This window comes from Rhodocyclaceae bacterium, assembly GCA_020248265.1.
Classification (GTDB): Bacteria; Pseudomonadota; Gammaproteobacteria; order Burkholderiales; family CAIKXV01; genus CAIKXV01.
Map to the genome: position 1 here is coordinate 69583 of JADCHX010000022.1, position 19916 is coordinate 89498.

Below are 19916 nucleotides of genomic sequence, written 5' to 3' on the forward strand. Positions count from 1 at the left end.
ATGCCCAGCCGCAAGACCTCCGCCGCGCCTGTTCCCGCCAAGGCGCCGCGTTCGCCCGCTGCCCGTGCCGTCAGCCCAGCGATCTCGCCGCTGACGGCACGCCTGTCCGGCTACATTGCCGCCGCCCGGCGCACGGCACTGCCGCCGGTCGTCGCCGAAAAGACGAAGCACCACCTGCTCGATACGCTGGCGGCGATGATCAGTGGCTCGCGCCTGGCGCCTGGCGAAATCGCGGTGTCCTACGTGCGCTCGCTCGGCGGTACACGCGAAGCCTGTGTACCCGGCACTGCGCTGGTCACTACCGCCTTCAATGCGGCACTGGCCGGCGGCATGCTCGCGCATGCGGACGAGACCGACGACTCCCACCAGCCGTCGTTCCATCATCCCGGCTGCTCCGTCGTGCCGGCAGCGCTGGCGATGGCCGAACGTGAAGGACGTGGCGGTCGCCAGCTGCTGCGCGCGATCGCGCTCGGCTACGACATCGGCGCGCGCGCGAACTTCGCGCTCGGCGCCATCCGGTTCCATCTCGCCGGACATTCGACCCACAGCTTCGGCGCCCACTTCGGCGCAGCCGCTGCCGCCAGTGCGATGGCCGGGCTGGACGCGACGCAGGTGCGCCATGCGTTGTCGTACGCGGCACAGCAGGCCTCCGGCATCTCCACCTGGATGCGCGACCCGGACCACATCGAGAAGGCCTTCGACTTCGGCGGCATGCCGTCCAGCCGGGGCCTGGCCGCCGCATCGATGGCCGCTCACGGCTTCACCGGCGTGCCGGATGTGTTCGCCGGCGAGCGCAACTTCTTCGTCGCGTTCTCCTCGCCGCATGTGCAGCCCGACCTGCTGGTGCATGAACTCGGCTCGACCTTCGAGATCATGAATTCGAACATCAAGAAGTGGTCGGTCGGTTCGCCGATCCAGGCCGCGCTCGATTCGACCGAGACGCTGGTGAAGGAACACGGCCTGAAGGCCGCAGACGTCGCGCGCGTAGTGGTGGAGATACAGGACCACGAAGCGGCGGTCGTGAACGACCGCGACATGCCCGACATCTGCCTGCAGCACCTGGTGGCGCTCGTGCTGCTCGACGGCACCGTCACCTTTGCATCCTCGCACGATACCGCGCGCATGAAGGACCGGCAGGTAATGGCCGTGCGCAGGCGCATCGAACTGAAACCGTCGCCAGAACTGACCGCTGCCGGCGGGCGCCAGGCCATCGTCACGCTGCACCTGGCTGGCGGCCGCACGCTGCAACACCACACCGAAGTGGTCAAGGGCACCTGGCAGAACCCGATGTCGCGCACGGAAGTCGAGGCGAAATGCCTGGACCTGCTGCAACCGATCCTCGGCCGCCGCCGCACCCGCAGCCTGATCGACCACGTCTGGAACATCGAAAAGATCGACGACGTGCGCGCGCTGCGTCCGCTGCTGCGCGCATGAACGAAAGAACGCAACCGGAGCATACCCGATGACGACCCGATACCCGACCACTGCCACCGCTGAAGCGGCCGCCTTCATCGAAGCGCTGACCCCGGCAATGATCCCGCGCGAAGCCGCCCGCATCGGGCGCCGCTGCGTGCTCGACGGCCTTTCGGTGATGATTGCCGGGCTGGCGGAAGAGACCTACGTGCTGCTGGCCGACGACGCACTGGAACAGGGCGGCCGCAAGGATGCCCTGCTGTTCGGGCGGGGCCGCACCAAGGTGCCAGCCCCGATCGCCGCGCGCGTGCTCGGTGGCGCAGGCCATGCGCACGACTGGGACGACACCCAGGTGTCGAACGACCCGCGCCACCAGTACGGCCTGCTCACGCATCCGACGGTACCGCCGCTCGCCGCAGCGCTGGCGGTGTCGCAGTTGCGGATCAGCCAGGGGCACAAGGTCAGCGGCGCCGAACTCTTCACTGCATTCATGGCCGGCTTCGAGGTCGAGAGCAAGCTGTCCGAATGGCTGCTGCCCTTCGTCTACAAGGAGCGCTCGTTCCATTCGAGCGGGGTCGTCGGCCTGTTCGGGGCGGCGGCGGCGAGCGCGAAGCTGCTCGGCCTGACCGGCGACAAGCTGCGCATCGCACTGTCGATCTGTGCCAGCATGGCCGCCGGCTGCCGCGTCAATTTCGGCACCATGAGCAAGCCGCTGCAGGTCGCACGCGCGGCAGAGAACGGCGTGACCGCCGCATTGCTCGCGCAGCGTGGCTTCACCGCCGACCTCAACGGTCTCGATGGCGAATGGGGTTTCTTCCGCGTCTATGGCGATGGCTGCTTCCCCGAGAAGCTCGCGCAGGGGTTCGGCGGCGAGAAGAAGCAGCAGTGGTCGATCGTCAGCCCCGGCGTCTCGGTCAAGCCCTACCCGTCGGGAATCCTCACCCACCAGACGATGGACGGCATGCTGGAACTGCTGCGCGGCGAGTCGATCCGTCCGGAGATGATCGAGCGCATCGACATCCATGCCGGCAGCAACGTGCTGAACCCGATCCGCTTCGCGGTCGCGAAGACCCACCTGCAGGCGAAGTTCTCGATGGCCGGCCTGCTGACGATGATCATCCTGCGCCACCGTGCCGGCCGACAGGAGTTCACCAACGAGTTCATCGGATCGCCGGCGGCACAGGAGATGCAGGGACGCATCCACACCCATGTCGATCCGCAGATCGAATCGCAGGGCATGGAGATCATCCGCTCCCGCATCGAACTCACGACGAAGGACGGACGCCGCTTCGTGCACTGGGCACCGGAGGCCTACCGCGGCGGGCCGCTCAATCCGCTGTCCGAGGACGACCTGGCGGCCAAGCTCGCCGCCTGCGCGGACGGTCTCCTCGACCGCGAGCGCCAGGACAAGCTGCTGCGCGCAGCCAGGCGCGTCGACAAGCTCGCCAATGCAGCGATGATCGCGAAGCTGATGCAGCCATGAGGTGCTTGCCTGCCGTTCGCGCCGTGGCCGCTGCCGTCCTGGCCGCAGCGGGTTCGGCGGTGCTCGCCCAGGCCTGGCCGGCCAAGCCGATCCGGATGATCATCCCGTTCCCGCCCGGCGGCGCGACCGACCTGATCGGCCGTTTGTCCGCGCAGCGCCTGACCGAGTCGCTCGGCCAGCCGGTGCTGGTCGAGAACCGCGGCGGGGCGGGCGGATCGATCGGCACCGAACTCGGTATGCGTTCGACGCCGGACGGCTACACGCTCACCTTCAGCGTGGCGAGCTATGCGGTGAACCCCAGCCTCTACAAGCTGTCGTTCGATCCGGTGAAGGACATCCAGCCGATCATCCAGCTGTCCCAGGGGCCGATCCTGCTCGCCGCCCATCCGACGCTGCCGGTGAAGTCCACCCGCGACCTGATCGCGCTGGCGCGCAAGAACCCGGGCGGCGCGAACTTCTCGACCACCGGCCAGGGCACCATCAGCCACCTTGCTGCCGAACACTTCATGTCGCTCGCCGGCGTACGTATGACGCACATCCCCTACAAGGGCACTGGTCCGGCGCTCGCCGACACCGTGGCCGGGCACGTGAGCCTGACCTTCGGCAACGTGTTCGCGACCCTTCCGCTCGCGCGTTCCGGCAAGCTGCGCGCGATCGCGCTCACCAGTGCGCAGCGCATCGCCGGCGACCCATCCATCCCGACACTCGCCGAGTCCGGCGTGCCCGGCTACGAGATCGTGCTCTGGCACGGTCTGCTCGGGCCGCGCGGGCTGCCGCGACCGATCGTCGACCGCCTGAACGGCGAACTTAACCGGTCGCTGAAGACGAAGGAGATGATCGAGCGCATGGAAGGCGACGGGCTGAGTCCTGCCGGCGGTACGCCGGAGATGTTCGGCGAGCGCATCGCAAAGGACATCGAGCTCTACCGCAGGATCGTCGCAAAGGCAGGGATCAAGGCGGATTGACCGGGTCCGGCGTGCGAGGACCACGCATCGACCCTGTCCCTGCCGGCGGCGGCGCCATCGTGAGCCCGGCCCGCGTTGACGTGCCCGGCCCCCATCGGTACAAGGTCATGCAGCCTGCCGGAACGCAGGACGGCAGGCAACGCCCCTGAAGACGCACCGGAGGATGAACCGATGACAAGCACACGCTCCCTCTTGCTGTCGCTCGCGGCGTTGCTGCTGCTGCCGGCAGCCGCGCCGGCCCAGGATGCCTGGCCGTCGCGTCCGCTGCGCATGGTGGCACCGTTTCCGCCGGGCGGCACCACCGACGTGCTTGCGCGGATCATCGCGCAGCGGCTCTCCGATGCACTCGGCAGGCAGGTGCTCGTCGAGAACCGGCCAGGCGTCGGTGGCAACCTGGGCAACGAGTTCGCCGCGCGCCTGCCACCGGATGGCTACAACATCCTGCTGAGCAGCAGTGCGCAACTGGTGACCAACGTGCACCTGTACAAGCGCCTCGGCTTCGATCCGCTGAACGACTTCTCGCCAGTTTCGCAGGTGGCCTCCTCCGGGCAGGTGCTGGTGGTGCACCCGTCCATACCGGTGAAGACGGTGCAGCAACTGGTGGCGATCGCACGGGCGAAGCCGGGCAGCCTCAACTTCGGCTCAGGCGGCCGCGGCACGCCGGCCCATGTCGCCGGCGAGGTGTTCCAGGTCGCCACCGGTACGAAGCTGGTGCACGTGCCCTACAAGGGCGGCGGCCTCGCGGTGGTCGACCTGGTCGCAGGCCAGATCGACATGGTGCTGTCCGACATGGCGCCAGCGGTGCCGCAGGTGAAGGCGGGCAAGCTGCGTGCCCTGGCGGTGACCAGCGAGCGCCGCTCGCCCGCGCTGCCCGACGTGCCGACGCTGGCCGAGGCAGGCATCAAGGGCAGCATCCGGGACGTCTGGTGGGTGCTGATGACTCCGCGCGGCACCGCGCCGGCCGTTGTCGCACGTCTCAACGCCGAGATCGGCGCGATGATGAAGAATCCCGAGCTGCAGGAGCGCTTCGCCCAGCTCGGCATCACGCCGCTGCACTCGACGCCGGAGCACGTGACCGAACTCATCCGCCTGGAGACGCCGGCCATCGGCAAGGCGCTCAAGGCCGCGGGCATCGAACCGGAATGAGCCTGCCGATGGGCCTTTCCGTGGAGCGCATCCACGCGATGTACCAGCGCATGCTGCTGATGCGCGCGTTCGACGAGCATGCCGGCACCGCGCGGCGCGACAACCGCCTGCGCGGTTCGGTGCACGAGTACACCGGGCAGGAGGCGATCGCTGCTGGCGTGTGCGCGGCGCTCACCGACCGCGACTACATCAGCAGCTACCACCGGGGACACGGGCACTGCATTGCCAAGGGCGCCGATCCGGTGGCGATGATGCTCGAGATCCACGGCAAGGCCGGAGGCGTCTGCGGCGGCAAGGGCGGGTCGATGCACGTGGCCGACTTCTCGCGCGGCATCCTCGGTGCCAACGGCGTGGTCGCCGATGGCGTGACCATCGCGGTCGGTGCGGCGCAGGCGGTACGGCTGCTCGGCGAGGACCGCATCGTGGTCGCCTTCTTCGGCGACGGCGCGCTCAACCGTGGACCGATGCTGGAAGCCCTGAACTGGGCGAAGGTCTACGACCTGCCGGTGCTGTTCGTCTGCGAGGACAACGGCTATTCCGACCATACGCGCACGCCGTCGGTGACCGCCGGCCCGGGCATCGTCGCCCGCGCCGAGGCGTTCGGCATACCGGCCGACAGCATCGACGGCAACGATCTGCTGGCCGTCGCCTGCTCGGCCGCGCTGATGGTCGGCGAGGTGCGCGCCGGCAAGGGACCCCGTTTCCTGCATGCGACCACCTGCCGCTGGCGCGGACACCTGGCGCTCGACCGCGGTCTGTACCGTGACCCGGCCGAAGTAGCGGGCTACGCGGCGCGCGACCCGCTGGTCTCGACCGCACGACTGCTGCTCGACAACGGCGTCGCGCAGGCCACGCTCGACGAGGACGCCCGATCCGCCCGCGAGCGCATCGCCGCCGCCGCCGCGATCGCCGAGGCAGCGCCCAGCCCGGGCCCGGGCGAACTGTTCACCGACGTGCAGGACACGGGAGCGCCGTCATGGCCCTGATCACCTATGCACAGGCGGCGCAGCTCGCGCTGAAGCAGGAGATGCTGCGCGATCCGCGCGTCTGGGCGCTGGGCGAGGACATCGGCCCGGAAGGCGGCGTCGCCGGCCAGTACCTCGACCTGCAGCGCGAGTTCGGCCGCCACCGCATCGTCGACACGCCGATTTCCGAATCCACGATCATGGGCTCGGCCATCGGCGCTGCGATCTGCGGCACGCGCCCCGTGGTCGAACTTCGCTATGCGGACTTCGGCCTGTGTGCCGCCGACGAGATCGTGAACCAGGCGGCGAAGGCGCGCTACATGCTGGGTGGGCAAGTGCGCGTTCCGGTCGTGATCCGACAGCCGATCGGTTTCCGGGAAGGCATGGCGGCACAGCACTCGCAGTCGACCGAGGCCTGGTGGATACACATCCCGGGCCTGGTCGTGGTGGCCCCAGCCACGCCGGCGGACAACCATGGTCTGCTGAAGGCGGCCATCCGTTCCGACGACCCGGTGGTCTACATGGAGCACAAGGAGCTGTGGACTTCCACCGGCGAAGTCGACGAAAGCGCCGGGCCAGCCGTGCTCGGCAAGGCCGCGATCCGGCGCGCGGGCAGCGACCTCACCCTGGTCACCTGGTCCGGGCAGCTCGGCGACTGCCTGCTGGCTGCGGAGGCGGCGCAGGCGTACGGCCTGTCGATCGAGGTGGTCGACCTGCGCACGCTGTGGCCCTGGGACCGCGACACCGTGTTCGACTCGGTCGCGCGTACCGGCCGGCTGCTGGTGGCCCACCAGGCAGTCACGGTCGGCGGCTTCGGCGCCGAGATCGTCGCCGAGGTCACCGAACACCTGTTCGCTGCCCTGCGCTGCCCCCCGCGCAGGCTCGGCGCGCCGCGCACGCCGGTTCCTTACGCGCAGCCGCTGGAGGCTCTCTGCCGGGTCGCACCGGCGCGGATCGTTTCGTGCGTGCGCCAGATGTGCGCGCAGGCCTGAAGGAAAGACCATGAAGGACCCGAACACACTGGGCGCGGTCGAGGCCGTCCGTGCAATGGCCGCAGGAACGCTCACCTCGGAACAGCTGGTGCTGGCCTGCCTCGAGCGCATCCATGCGCGCGACCCGGCGGTACTCGCCTGGGCGCACCTCGATCCGGCCCTGGCGCTGTCCGAGGCACGCGAGCGCGACCGCGAACGCAGCGAGGGTCGCCTGCGCGGCGCTTTGCACGGCCTGCCGATCGGCGTGAAGGACATCATCGAGACCGCGACGCTGCCTACCGAGTACGGCACGCCGATCTACCGCGGCCACCGCCCGGTGGTCGACGCTGCCTGCGTCGTCGCCGCGCGCGAACAGGGCGCCGTGGTGCTCGGCAAGACGGTGAGCACCGAGCTGGCGAACCGGCATCCGGCGATCACCCGGAATCCGCACGACCTCGCGCACACGCCCGGTGGCTCTTCGAGTGGCTCGGCGGCAGCCGTCGCCGACCACATGGTGCCGCTCGCCTTCGCCACCCAGACCGGCGGATCCCTGGTGCGGCCGGCGGCCTACTGCGGCGTGGCCGGCTTCAAGCCGACCTACAACTCGATCAACGGTGCCGGCATCAAGCTGCTGGCCCCGTCCCTCGACACCGTCGGCGTGTACGGACGGGACGTGCCCGACGCGGCGCTGTTTGCCGCCACGCTCATCGGCTTCGTGCCGCCGTCCTTCGATCGACCCGCGGCACCGCCACGCATCGCGCTCTACCGCACGCCGCAGTGGTCGCTGGCCGAACCGTCGATGGTCGAGGCCTTCGAAGCGATGCCGGCACGGCTGGCCGCCGCCGGGGCCTGCGTGCAGGAACTCACGCTGCCCGCAGCGATGGACGCGATCATCGATGCGTCGAACATCGTCAACGACTACGAGACACGCCGCTCGCTCGCCTACGAACGGGTGTACCACCTGCCCCAGCTGAGCCCGACGCTGGGCGGCAAGCTGGTACAGGCCGGACGCTGGACGCGCGACCAGTACCTCGAGGCGCTGCGTACCGTCGACGACTGCCGCCGGATGCTCGAGGACGGCCTGCGCGGCGTCGACGTGCTGGTCACGCCGAGCGCCGAGGGAGAGGCCCCGCGCGGCCTGGAGAACGTCGGCAAGACGGCGTTCCACCAGATGTGGACGATGCTGCACGTACCGTCGGTCGCGGTGCCGGTGTTCACCGGGCCATCCGGCCTGCCGATGGGCGTGCAGGTGATCGCCGCACGAGGCGGGGACGAGCGCGCGCTTCAGGCGGCGCACTGGATCCAGCAGGTGCTGCGCGGCTGACCCGGCCGCGTGCCGCCTGCGTGCGAGCCGGGCGGCGCTACTCCGGCCTCACACCCAGTTCCTTGATCAGCCGACCCCACTTCAGGATCTCGGACTGGATCAGGGCCGCGAACTGTTCCGGCGTGTTGCTCGCCGCCGGGTCGGCACCCTGGTCGGAGAACTTCGCGCGGATATCCGGCAGGGCGATCGCCTTCACGATCTCGGCATGCAACCGCGAGATCACTTCCTTCGGCGCGCCGGCCGGCGTGAGTACGCCCCACCAGGACACGACATCGAAATCGGGAAAGCCCGATTCGGCGACGGTGGGCAGGCCAGGCGACGACGGCGAACGCTTCAGGCTGGTCACCGCCACCTGCCGCAACCGGCCCGACCGGGTGAACGGCTGGGCCGAGATCGGCGAGGTGAAGTACAGGTGCACATGGCCGGCGACCAGGTCGGTCAGCGCGGGTGCCGCGCCCTTGTACGGGATGTGCACCATCTTTACGCCAGCGGCGCGGTTGAACAGTTCGCCGGCAAGGTGGCCAGCGGTGCCCGTGCCGGACGATGCATAGTTGAGCGCGCCCGGTTTCGCCTTCGCCAGCGCGACCAGGTCCTTCACCGTCTTCACCGGCAGCGACGGATGCACGACCAGCAGGTTGGGCGTGCTCGCGACCAGCGTCACCGGCGCCAGGTCCTTCACCGGGTCGTAGGGCATCTTCGCCATCAGGCTCACGTTGATCGTGAGGTTGCTCGCCTGCCCCATCAGCAGCGTGTAGCCGTCGGGCGCCGCACGCGCGACCAGTTCCGCGCCGAGGTTGCCGGCGGCACCGGCGCGGTTCTCGACCAGGAACGGCTGCCCCATCGTCTCGCCCAGCTTCTGCGCAAGGATGCGGGCCAGCACGTCGTTGGCACCGCCGGGCGGATAGGGCGACACGAAACGCACCGGCTTTACCGGCCAGGCCTGGGCCGCCGCCGGCAGCGGGATCGCCTGCAATACGGCAGCGGCAACCGCCATGACGAATGCCAGGGATGCCGGCGATGGATCGGGTGCGGCTGGTGCCCACGCGGAAGCAGACCGTTGCGATCTATTCATCATTCCTCCCCCGCCGGCTCGAACACCGGCAACGTGATCTCTGCGGACGCATCATCGAAGGCGACCCGGACTGCCATCCCGATACGTACAGCCTCCGGCGCGCAACCCCTGATGCGCGTCATCAAGTGCGGCCCTTCCTGCAGCTTCACGGTCGCCACCACATAGGGCACTTCCGCCGCGAAGGCTGGACCGGGCGCGCGATGCACGACCGTGTACGAGTAGACCTCGGCACGACCACTGCACGGGGTCCACTCGAGTTGCGCCGAGCTGCAGTGGGGACACAGCGTGCGCGGATAGAAGTGGAATGCCCCACAGTCGTTGCACTTCGGCATCACCAGCCGGTGCTCGTGGGCCGCATCCCAGTACGGCGCGGTCGCCGCGTCGGGCACCGGCAACGGACGCTCGCTCATGTCCTGCCCTCCTGGCCGAGGAGGAGCGTGCAATGCACGCTGATCACTCCACCATTGCCATGCACCAGCGCGACCTTCGCATCCGGCACCTGCCGCTCGCCGGCGTCGCCGCGCACCTGGCGAACCCCCTCCAGCACGTGGAAGAACCCGCCACCCAGGCCGGGATGGCCGCCCGACAGCAGGCCGCCGTGGGTGGTCACCGGCAGCGCCCCGCCCAGCCCGATGCGTCCGCCCTCGACGAATGCACCGCCCTCGCCCTTGGCGCAGAAGCCGAGGTCCTCGAGTTCTACGATCACCGTGATCGTGAAGCAGTCGTAGATCTGCGCAACATCGACATCCGATGGCGACAACCCGGCGGTGCGGAACGCATCGCGGCCGGAATCGACCGCGCCGGTGGTGGTGAGCGACGTATCCCCGATATGGCTGTGGCGCAGCCCGTAGCCCTGCCCCAGCAGGTGGGCGGGGCGCGAGCGCAGGTCGCGCGCACGTTCGGCACTGGTGACGATCGCCGCCGCCGCGCCGTCGGAGACGATCGCGCAGTCGAGGATGTGCAGCGGCGATGTGATCATCTTCGAGCCGAGCACGTCGGCCACGGTGATCGGCTCGCGCTTGTGCGCGTTGGGGTTCAACGACGCATGCCGGCGGATGGCCACCGCCACCTCGGCCAGTTGCTCGGCGGTAGTGCCGTACTCATGCATGTGCCGCTGCGCAACCAGCGCATAGAGCGAGGGCACCAGCGGCCCGTACGGCACCTCGAACTGCGGGTGCGCGCTGCCGCCCTCGGCCATCTTGCGCACCGCGGTCGACCGGGAGCCATGGCTCAGCAGGTTCTGGCCGGCCACGCACAGCACCGTCGTGCACTGCCCGGAAGCGATCGCCATCGCCGCCTGGTGGATCATCGCCGCGCCCGATGCCCCCGCGAGGTCGACCGTGGACAGGAAGGCCGGGCGGATGCCCAGGTGGTGCGCCACCACGCCGGCCGGCATGTTCCAGTGCTCCACCCGCACCGGGGTGGTGAGCAGTCCGTCGATGTCGGACATCGACAGCCCGGCGTCGGCGAGCGCGGCCTGCGCAGCGTCGGCCTGCAACTGCAGCGCCGAGCGGTCCGGTACCTTCCCGACCCGGCTCTCGCCGATGCCGACGATCGCAGCGTTCGTCTTCACGTCGTCAGTCCTCGATCTTCACGCCGCGCAGCAGGTCGCGCGCGATCACGATCCGCTGGATCTCGGAGGCGCCCTCGCCCACCCGGTAGTGCCGCACATCGCGATAGAAGCGCTCGACCGGGAAACCGCGGATCACGCCCATGCCGCCGTGGATCTGCACCGCGCGGTCGGCGACCCGGCCGACCATCTCGGAACAGAACAGCTTGCACATGCTGCCGGCCGAACCCACCTTCTCGCCCCGCTCGATCCGGCGCAGCACGTCGTAGCAGAGGGCGCGCGCGGCGGCGATGTCCACCGCAGAATCGACGAGCATCCACTGGATCGCCTGCCGTTCGGCAAGCAGCTTGCCGAAGGTGCGCCGGGTCTTCGCATGCTCGATCGAGCGCTCGACCAGCGATTCGGCCGCCCCGACGCAGGAACACGACACCGACATGCGACCGTCGTTCAGCGAACCCATCGCCACCTTGAAGCCGTTGCCGACCTCGCCGACCACCGCGCTGTCGGGCAGCACGCAATCCTCGAAGGTCAGCTCCGCCAGGCGGATTGCATCGGTCGCGATCGTGGTGTCCACCCGGGTCACCGAGAACCCCGGCATGCCCTTCTCGACCAGGAAGGCAGTGATGCCGCCGCGAGCGCGCTTCTCGGGATCGGTGACCGCCATCACCATGATCACGTCTGCGACATGGCCGCCGCTGATGTAGTGCTTGCGCCCGTTCAGTACCCAGCCGTCGCCACGCCGCTCGGCGCGGGTACGCATCGAGGCGGCGTCCGAGCCGGCCTCGGGTTCGGTCAGGGCGAACCCGGATTTCAACCTGCCAGCAGCGAAACCGCGCAGGAACTTCTCTTTCTGCGCCGGCGTACCGTGGCGGGCGATGGCCATCGGCGTCATGCCGCTGGTGTAGTTGGCCGCGATCGTGAAGGCCCGGTGCAGCCGGCTGAATTCCTCCAGTGCGATGCAGTACTGGAACAGCGACAGCCCGCCCCCGCCGTACTCGACCGGCAGGCGCATGCCGCAGTAGCCGTTGCGCTGCATCAGTTCGATCAGGCCATCGGGGATCTCGCCGCTGCGGTCGATCTCTTCTGCCCAGGGGCCGAGCTCACGGTCGACGAAGCGGCGCACCGCCTCGCGCATCGCACGCAACTCGTCGGTGAGTTCAACCTCAAGCGCCGGTGTTTCCATCGCTTCCTCTTCCCACGATCAGCGCATCGACGACCTTCGCGCCAGCGCCGCGCTCGTACAGCACGAGCGGATTGATATCGAGCTCCGCCAGCGAAGCCTGCTGTTCATGCGCCAGCCACGAGAGTCGGACCAGTGCGTCGCGCAACGCCTCGATGTCGCGCGGTGCGGCACCGCGTACGCCTTCCAGCAGGCGGTAGCCGCGCAGCTCGCGCAGCATGGCGTCGGCCTCTGCTTCCGAAACCGGAGCGACCCGGAACGCGATGTCGCGCAGCACTTCGACATGGATGCCGCCGAGCCCGGCCACCACCACCGGCCCGAACACCGGATCGGTGACGACACCGAGCATCATCTCGAGGCCCGGCGGCGCCATCTCCTGCACCAGCACACCGTCGATGCGCGCATCCGGACGGAACCGCTCCGCTGCGGCCATCACCTCGGCGAAGGCGATGCGTACTGCAGCCTCCCCCTGCACGCCAAGACGGATCGCGCCGGCTTCGGTCTTGTGCGGGATGTCGGCCGACTCGATCTTCATTGCCACCGTGCCACCGATGGCGGTGGCTGCCGCCACCGCCTCGTCCGCGTCGCGCGCGAGCCGCTCGGCAGTCACCGGCAGGCCGCAGGCGGCCAGCACTGCCTTGCTCGCGCGCTCGGTCATGTTGCCGCGCAACCCGTCGAGCAGGCGCCCCACCGTGTCCGGGTCGACGCCCGGAGGCCGCGCTGGCGCCGTCGAGCGACGTGCACTGCGCAGGAAGACCGCATAGTCCACCGATGCGCGCACCGCCTTCATGCACGACAACGTGTTGCGGTAGACCGCCACCCCTTCAGCCGCGAGCACTGCCGGCGTGAGCGACGGGTCATCGTTGCAGCCGCCGGTCCAGAGCAGCGCGACCGGCTTGTCGGTCTCGCGTGCCGCCTGCACCGCCTGCCGGATGTCGCTGGCCGCAGCCAGCGTGAAGATCGGAACCACCACGTCGATGTTGTGGTCGGCCGCGATCGTCGAGATGCAGCGATGAAACAGGCCAGGCTGGCCGAGCGCCGCATTGGTCACGTCGGTCGGGTTCGCGGTGGTCGCATGCTTGGGCAGCAGGGAGGCCAGCGCAGCCTCGGTGTCCGCGGTGTACGACGGGAACTCGATGCCCACCGAGGCACCGAGGTCGACCAGCAGTACGCCGTTGCCACCGGAGATGGTCGTGGCTGCCGCACGCCGGCCGCGCGGCAGCCGCCGCGTGCGCAGCAGCATCGCGGTCTCGTACAACTCGTTGCAGTCGTCGACGCGGATGATCCCGCACTGGCGCAGCGCTGCATCGCAGATATCGTCGGCCCCGGCCATCGCCCCGGTATGCGAGGCCGCTGCATGGCTGCCGGCAGCGGTGCGCCCGAGCTTGACCATCACGATCGGCTTTGCCTTCGCCGCCGCGCGGCCTGCGGCTTCGATCAGCCGCGCCCCATCGGGGATGTGCTCTGCCAGCACCATGATCACGTCGGTCGACTCGTCCTCGACCATGAAATCGATGAAGTCGATGATGTTCAGGTCGGCGGAATTGCCGCAACTCACCTCGTAGCTGATGCCGATGCCCGCTTCCTGGGCGCGCCACATCACGTTCACCTGGCCGGCGCCGCCGCTTTGCGCGACCACGGCAACGTTGCCTGCCGCCCGGCGCCTTGCCACGGTCGCCGAAGTGGTCATGGTGAACCCATCGACGAAGTTCACCATCCCGTTGCAGTTCGGTCCCATCACGCGCAGCCCGGTGCGCCGCGCAAGGGCGGTGATCTCCGCCTGCAGCGCCCGCCCCTCGGTCGTGCCGGTCTCGGCGAAGCCGCCGGAGTAGACGGTCGCGAAGCGCGCGCCGCGGGCCGCGCAGGCCTCCAGGATCGGCAGCACCTGCCCGGTCGGTACGACGATACCCACATGGTCCGGCGCCTCGGGCAGGTCCGCCACCGACGGATGGCAGCGCCGCCCGCCGACCTCGCTGAAGCGCGGGTTGACCGGGTACACCGTGCCGCCATAGCCGAAGTTGGCGAGCCGCATCAGCACCTTGCCGGCAAAGCGCGAGCGGTCGTCGGTGGCGCCGACAAGCGCGACCGAACGCGGCGCAAAGAAGTGCGCGAGGTCCGCACGCGGCGCCTGCGCGCCGGGTGCCGGCGCATCGGGTGCGACCTGCGTCTGCTTCGACATGAACGCTCATCCTCCGTCGGGCGGCCTGCCGGCGCATGTATTCTTGCGTCCCACGCCGTGCTCGACCCGCCTTGCCGAGCGTACCGCAGCGCGGGACCCGCCGCAAAGATGCTCCGCCGCTCAGCCTTCGGGCTTGATGCCCGCCCGCTTGACCACGCGGCCGAACACTTCCAGGTCGCCGCGGATCTGCTTCACGTAGTCCTCGGGCGAATTCGGGGCCACCGCCTCGAAGCCCTGGGATTCGAACCGCTGGCGGAAATCCGGAGATTTCAGTGCAGCGTTGACCTGCGCATTGAGACGCACCACGACATCACGCGGCAGGCCAGCCGGACCGACCAGCCCATAGCTGCCCTCCACCGGATGCACCTTGAGCCCCGCTTCGAGCAGGGTCGGCAGTGCCTTCGCACCTTCCGGCCGCGTCGCGCCGGTGGCAGCGAGCAGGCGCAGCCGGCCGGCCTTTGCCGAACTCTCAGCCTGTGGCAGCGTGAGGAAGGCAAGGTCGATCTCGCCGCCGATCAGGGCTGCGAGTGCCGGGGCGATGCCCTTGTAGGCGACATGCACCATCTCGATGCCCGGGGTCGCGCTCTGCAGCGCCTCGGCGATCAGGTGCGAGATCGATCCTACGCCGGATGAACCATAGTTCAGCTTGCCGCGGCGCTCGCGTGCGATTCGCACGAGGTCCTGCGCAGTCTTCGCCGGCACCGATGGATGCACAGCCAGCACGTAGTGGGTCACCGCGACCGAGGCGATCGGCGTGACATCCTTCAGCGGGTCGTAGCGCAGCTTCGGGTCGATCACCGGCGACAGCACCAGGCTGCCGAGGCTGCCCACGCCGAGCGTGTAGCCGTCGGGCACCGCGCGCACCATCACCTCCATGCCGATCGAGCCACCGGCTCCGCCCCGATTGTCGATCAGAACCGGCTGGCCCAGCCCTTCGGACAGCCGCTGACCGAGCGTGCGCCCGACGGCGTCGACCGGCCCGCCGGCCGCGAACGGAACCACGATGCGTACCGGCTTGGCCGGATAGGCAACCGGCTGGGCCAGCACCGCGCCGGCCGACCACGCCAGGCCGGCCGCGGCCGCGGCCAGCCCCAGCCGTGCCGCCGGGCGCCACGCCTGAACAGCGCGCGCGCCACCGACACCGCCGATCGTCATTCCGCGTCGTACCCGGGCAGCACCCGCATGTCGATCACGCACACCCCGCCTGCCTTGACATGCGCAAGCCCGCGCTCGATCGCAGGACGCATCTCGGCGAAGTCCTTGACCGGGCCGATGCCGAGCGCCCCCTGTGCGGTACCCATCGCGGCGAGATCGATGTCCGGATCGTCGATGCGCTGGCCGATCCAGCGGTTCTCCGGGGGGCGGCCGCGCTTGACCGCGATCGCCTCCTGGTGGCGTTCGTCGTTGAAGTACGACCGGTTGTTGCAGATCACGAACAGCGCCGGAATCTTGTAGTGGGTCGCGGTCCAGATGGCGGTGTTGCCCATCAGGAAGTCGCCGTCGCCCATGATGCCCAGAGCGATCCGGCCGCTGTCCTTGATCGCCAGCGCACCGCCGACGGTGATGCCGGGGCCGGCGCCCACGCCCGCGCCGCCGTCGACGCCGATGTAGTCGAGCGGATGCTTGAACGGCAGATACGAACCGTGCCAGCCCAGCGGCAAGCGGGTCACGCAATAGTCGACACCCTCGAGCGCCGCGCGCAGCGCATCACCCACGCCCTGCAGCGTGACGGCACTGGTCGATGCAACCTTGCCCGCTGCCGCCTTCGGCACCGGTACCGTCGACTTGCGCGGCTGCACCGCGTCCAGCAGCAGCGGCACGGCAGCGTCCGGCTCGCACATCAGCAGCAGGTCGACCGGAGGCAGCACGTGGTAGTCCATGCTCCAGCCGCGATGGTTGTGCTGGTCGCAGGACACCTGGATCACCTTGGCACCGACCGGCTTGTCGCCGAACGCCTGCTTGAAGGTGCCGCCGAGGTCGAGCCAGTCGAGCGACAGGATGACATCCGCGTCGCGCAGCGCCTCGGCCGCCTCGGGCCCGAGGCGGTTTCCAGGCGGGCCGACGTGCAGCGGATGATCGGTCGGGAACGACGCAGCCAGCTTGATGTGGCTGACCGATTCCATCTGCAGTTTCTCGGCCAGTGCGACCCGTGCGTTCCAACCGTCCAGGCTGCGCGACACGCGGCCGGCGAGCATGACCGGGCGCTTTGCGTTCGACAGCAGCGCCGCAGCCTGCTTCACGAGGTCCGGCGACGGATGCACGTCCTGCGGTGCCGCGAAGCGATCGAAGTCGGGCATCGGCGGCATCGCGGGGATCCTGTCTTCCTGCAGCGCCACGTCGAGGTTCACATAGACCGGACCACGCGGGGCCGTGAGCGCGATCTGGCGCGCGCGCAGCAGCGCCTCGACTGCAGCGGGCACCGAAGCCGGCTGGTTATCCCACTTGGTGAAGTCACGTACCAGCGAAGCCTGGTCGGCACAGGTGTGGATCCACTCGATCCACGGCCGGCGGCGGGCGGCATCCATCGGACCGTTGGCGCCGAGGATCAGCACCGGCGTGCGGTCGCACCAGGCGTTGAAGATCGGCATCGACGCATGCATCAGGCCGACGTTGGAATGCAGCGCAGAGGCCATCAGCCGGCCCGAGGCCTTCCAGTAGCCCTGGGCGATGTGCACCGCATGTTCGTCGTGCAGGCACAGGATCATCTGCGGCGTGCGGTTGCCCAGGTAATTGACGATGCTGTCGTGCAGGCCGCGGTAGCTCGCGCCCGGGTTGAGTGCGATGAACGGGATGTCGAGCCGCCGCAGCGTCTCGGCGACCGCATCACTGCCGAACAGGACGTCGCTGGGCGCACGCGCGACAGGTGCGTCGTGCACGATAAGGTCGTGGGGAATCGGGTCGTTCATCGGTGACGGGCCTCGGCTGTTGATCGGGTACTTTCATGCCGGCGCTTTCAGCGCGGGATACGAGATGATACCGATCATTCGAATCGCTGCAGCGGTCGCGGCAGCCATGCCGTGCTTGGCTGCGCCCCGGGCCTCGGCTGCGGCGCGCTCCTGCCGCAGCAGCACGAGATCCAGGGCAGGGGCGCCGGCCTGTCGGGGACACGCCCGGACTGATACCCTGCAACCTCGCGGGCAATCCGAAACAACTGCAGGAGCAAAGGCATGGACTTGGGCATCGCTGGCGAACACGCACTCGTGGTCGGCGGCTCGGAAGGCATCGGTTTTGCATCGGCACGCACCCTGCTCGAGAACGGTGCCAAGGTCACGATCGTGTCGCGCAACCCGGAAAAGCTCGCGCGCGCGGCCGACCAGCTCGAGACATCCGTCGGTCGGCCCGTGCGTCACTTCGCAGCCGATATCACCCAGACCTACGACGTGGCCAAGCTCACGGACTGGCTGCGCTCGGACGACAGCGATGGCGGCCCGCGCCTGGACATCCTGGTCTCGGCGGTCGGTGGCAGCCAGCGCGCCCTGTTCGAGGAACTCACCGATGATGCGTGGTTGGCCAACTACGAGTTCAACGTGCTGTCCGCGGTCCGCTCGATCCGGCTCGCATTGCCGATGCTCAAGGAGGCGGGCACCGGCAGCATCGTGCTGCTCGGCGCCGCCGGTGCCCGCATGCCGTACGAGCACCAGGTCGTGTCCAACGTGCACAAGGCCGGCCTGATCGCGCTCACCAAGACGCTTGCCGCCGAGCTGTCCCGCTTCGGCATCCGGGTGAACTCGGTGTCGCCCGGCCGCACCCGCACCGCGCTCTGGGCGAAGCGCGCCGCGCAGCTTGCAGCAGAGCGCGGCGTCGACGCGGAGGACGTGATCAGCGAGTTCGCGCGCGATATCCCGTTGCGGCGATTCGGCCGCCCGGAAGAGATTGCCTCGATGGTCGCGTTCCTCGCATCGCACCAGGCGAGCTACATCACGGGGCAGTCCGTGCTGGTCGATGGAGGCATCGCGCGCGGCCTGCTCTGACCGGACGCGCACTGTGATGCGTGGGCTGCCATCCACCATCGGGATGACCCTCGTTGCGTTGGCCGCGCTGCTGCTGGCAGGCCAGTCGCTGCGTACCCTCGAGTCCGCCCGGCGGGGACTCGAAGTCACCCGCAGCCACGTGGATGCCATCCCGGTCACGGTGTTCCGTCCGGCCGGCGGCCGGCCCGCTGACGACCGCGCCGTGGCACGGCCGGTAGTCGTCATCGCGCACGGCTTCGCCGGCTCGCAGCAACTGATGCAGGCCTTCGCGACGACCACCGCGCGCAATGGAATGATCGCCGTCACCTTCGACTTTCCGGGCCATGGCAGGCATCCGCAGCCTCTGCCCGGCAGCCTGCAGGAGCATGACGCGCTGCTCGCGGCACTGCTCGGAGCGCTCGATCGTATCGTCGGCTTCGCCCGCACGCTGCCCGGCGCAGACGGGCGGGTCGCCCTGCTCGGGCATTCGATGGCGTCCGACCTCGTGGTGCGGCAGGCACAGGCCGACCCGTCGATCGTCGCCACGGTGGGCGTTTCGCTGGTCTACGGCGGTGCGCGCATGGTCGCCCCACGCAACCTGCTGTCGGTCTACGGGTCGATCGAGCCGGCGATGGTGCAATCGTTCGGGCGCCGGCTGGTCGCCGGCCCGGACGCCACCGACGAGGACGCGCAAGGCGTGGTGCCGGGCCGGACCTACGGCCGCTTCGAGGACGGCAGCGCACGGCGCTTCATGCTGGCAAACGGCGCGGAGCATATCGGCGTGCTCTACCACGCGACCAGCCAGCGTGAGTCGCTCGAGTGGCTGCGCCAGGCCTTCGATGACCCCGGGCACACGGCGCCACCGTCAACGGACAGCAGGTTCATCGATGCCCGAGGCCCCGCGCTTGCCGGCCTGCTGGCAGGTGCCCTCCTGCTCGCATGGCCACTGTCGACGCTGCTCGGTCGGCGGGCGGCTGGCCACACGCGCAGCCAGCCTGCGCCGTGCGCACCGTCGGCGCAGGCGGCACCGGGCCTGCCGCTGCGCGCGCTCGCGCGGCGCGACTGGCTGTGGCTGACGGTCGGGCCCGCGCTCGCCACACCACTGCTGCTGCGGCTGGTGCCCTCGCATTTCCTGCCGATCCTGCTCGGCGACTACCTGCTGCTGCATTTCGGCCTCTACGGCCTGCTCACCGCGGTCGGCGGTGCATGGCTCGTGCACAGCGGCCGGCTGGCGCCCCCAGCGGTCTGCGTGCCTTCTCCGGCCACGGCGGCGATCGCGCTCGCGATGATCGCCTGGGCGACCCTGGCCGTCGGCATCCCGATAGACCGTTACGTGTTCAACCTCTGGCCCGCCGACGGGCGCGGCGCGCTGATCCTGGCGATGCTGGTCGGGACGCTCGTCTGGGCGCTGGCCGACGAAGGGCTGGCCCGGCATGCGCAGGCGCCGCGCTTCGCCTACCCGCTCACCAAGGCACTGTTCCTGGGGTCTCTGGTGCTGGCCGTGGCGCTCGACCTGTCGCGGCTGTTTTTCCTGGTGATCATCATCCCGGCGATCCTGCTCATGTTCATTGCCTACGGACTGCTCAGCCGATGGTGTTTCAGGGCTACCGGCCATCCTTGGGCCGGGGCGCTGGTGTCGGCACTGGCCTTCGCGTGGGGCATCGCCGTGACCTTCCCGGCAATCCAGCGCTGAGGCGG

General features: G+C 69.4%; 16 protein-coding genes. 9 read left to right on the plus strand and 7 right to left on the minus strand.

Going from position 1 to position 19916, the window contains the following annotated elements; translation table 11 throughout:
* The 7 genes from ING98_17995 (at position 1) to ING98_18025 (ending at position 8267) form a co-directional block, all read left to right on the plus strand.
* Complete coding sequence (locus ING98_17995) at positions 1-1434, plus strand: MmgE/PrpD family protein (GenBank protein ID MCA3103765.1); 1434 nt, start codon at positions 1-3, stop codon at positions 1432-1434.
* 28 nt (positions 1435-1462) lie between these two features.
* Entirely contained in the window at positions 1463-2896 is a 1434-nt protein-coding gene (locus tag ING98_18000) for an MmgE/PrpD family protein (GenBank protein ID MCA3103766.1), read from the plus strand.
* Between the two features lie 23 nt (positions 2897-2919).
* Positions 2920-3861 (plus strand): tripartite tricarboxylate transporter substrate binding protein, encoded by a 942-nt coding sequence (locus ING98_18005; protein MCA3103767.1) that lies wholly within the window; start codon positions 2920-2922, stop codon positions 3859-3861.
* 171 nt (positions 3862-4032) lie between these two features.
* Positions 4033-5007: a tripartite tricarboxylate transporter substrate binding protein gene (locus ING98_18010; protein ID MCA3103768.1), complete on the plus strand. Its 975-nt coding sequence runs from the start codon at positions 4033-4035 to the stop codon at positions 5005-5007.
* 8 nt (positions 5008-5015) lie between these two features.
* Complete coding sequence (locus tag ING98_18015; protein MCA3103769.1) at positions 5016-5993, plus strand: thiamine pyrophosphate-dependent dehydrogenase E1 component subunit alpha; 978 nt, start codon at positions 5016-5018, stop codon at positions 5991-5993.
* Positions 5984-6964 carry an alpha-ketoacid dehydrogenase subunit beta gene (locus tag ING98_18020; GenBank protein ID MCA3103770.1) on the plus strand — a complete coding sequence of 327 codons (981 nt, stop codon included), beginning with the start codon at positions 5984-5986 and terminating at the stop codon, positions 6962-6964. The genes ING98_18015 and ING98_18020 overlap by 10 nt, the downstream gene beginning before the upstream one ends.
* A 10-nt stretch (positions 6965-6974) precedes the next feature.
* Positions 6975-8267, plus strand: coding sequence for an amidase (locus tag ING98_18025; protein ID MCA3103771.1), 1293 nt, complete (start codon positions 6975-6977; stop codon positions 8265-8267).
* Between the two features lie 37 nt (positions 8268-8304).
* Here ING98_18025 and ING98_18030 read toward each other — a convergent pair whose 3' ends face one another.
* The 7 genes from ING98_18030 to ING98_18060 form a co-directional block, all read right to left on the minus strand.
* Positions 8305-9339: a tripartite tricarboxylate transporter substrate binding protein gene (locus tag ING98_18030; GenBank protein MCA3103772.1), complete on the minus strand. Its 1035-nt coding sequence runs from the start codon at positions 9337-9339 to the stop codon at positions 8305-8307.
* Complete coding sequence (locus tag ING98_18035; GenBank protein MCA3103773.1) at positions 9339-9749, minus strand: Zn-ribbon domain-containing OB-fold protein; 411 nt, start codon at positions 9747-9749, stop codon at positions 9339-9341. The genes ING98_18030 and ING98_18035 overlap by 1 nt, the downstream gene beginning before the upstream one ends.
* A complete protein-coding gene (locus ING98_18040) occupies positions 9746-10912 on the minus strand; it encodes a thiolase family protein (GenBank protein MCA3103774.1) in 1167 nt (388 codons plus the stop codon). Before ING98_18040 ends, ING98_18035 begins: the two co-directional genes overlap by 4 nt.
* A gap of 4 nt (positions 10913-10916) precedes the next feature.
* Positions 10917-12092: an acyl-CoA dehydrogenase family protein gene (locus tag ING98_18045; protein MCA3103775.1), complete on the minus strand. Its 1176-nt coding sequence runs from the start codon at positions 12090-12092 to the stop codon at positions 10917-10919.
* Entirely contained in the window at positions 12073-14268 is a 2196-nt protein-coding gene (locus tag ING98_18050; GenBank protein MCA3103776.1) for an acetate--CoA ligase family protein, read from the minus strand. The genes ING98_18045 and ING98_18050 overlap by 20 nt, the downstream gene beginning before the upstream one ends.
* Before the next feature lie 120 nt (positions 14269-14388).
* On the minus strand, positions 14389-15423 hold the full coding sequence (locus ING98_18055; protein MCA3103777.1) for a tripartite tricarboxylate transporter substrate binding protein: 1035 nt from the start codon (positions 15421-15423) through the stop codon (positions 14389-14391).
* On the minus strand, positions 15420-17174 hold the full coding sequence (locus tag ING98_18060; protein MCA3103778.1) for a thiamine pyrophosphate-binding protein: 1755 nt from the start codon (positions 17172-17174) through the stop codon (positions 15420-15422). Before ING98_18060 ends, ING98_18055 begins: the two co-directional genes overlap by 4 nt.
* 261 nt (positions 17175-17435) lie before the next feature.
* Between ING98_18060 and ING98_18065 the strand changes: the two genes are divergently transcribed.
* Together ING98_18065 and ING98_18070 are read left to right on the plus strand one after the other, a co-directional pair.
* Entirely contained in the window at positions 17436-18239 is an 804-nt protein-coding gene (locus tag ING98_18065) for an SDR family oxidoreductase (GenBank protein ID MCA3103779.1), read from the plus strand.
* Between the two features lie 16 nt (positions 18240-18255).
* Positions 18256-19911, plus strand: coding sequence for an alpha/beta hydrolase (locus tag ING98_18070; GenBank protein ID MCA3103780.1), 1656 nt, complete (start codon positions 18256-18258; stop codon positions 19909-19911).
* Positions 19912-19916: the final 5 nt, after the last annotated feature.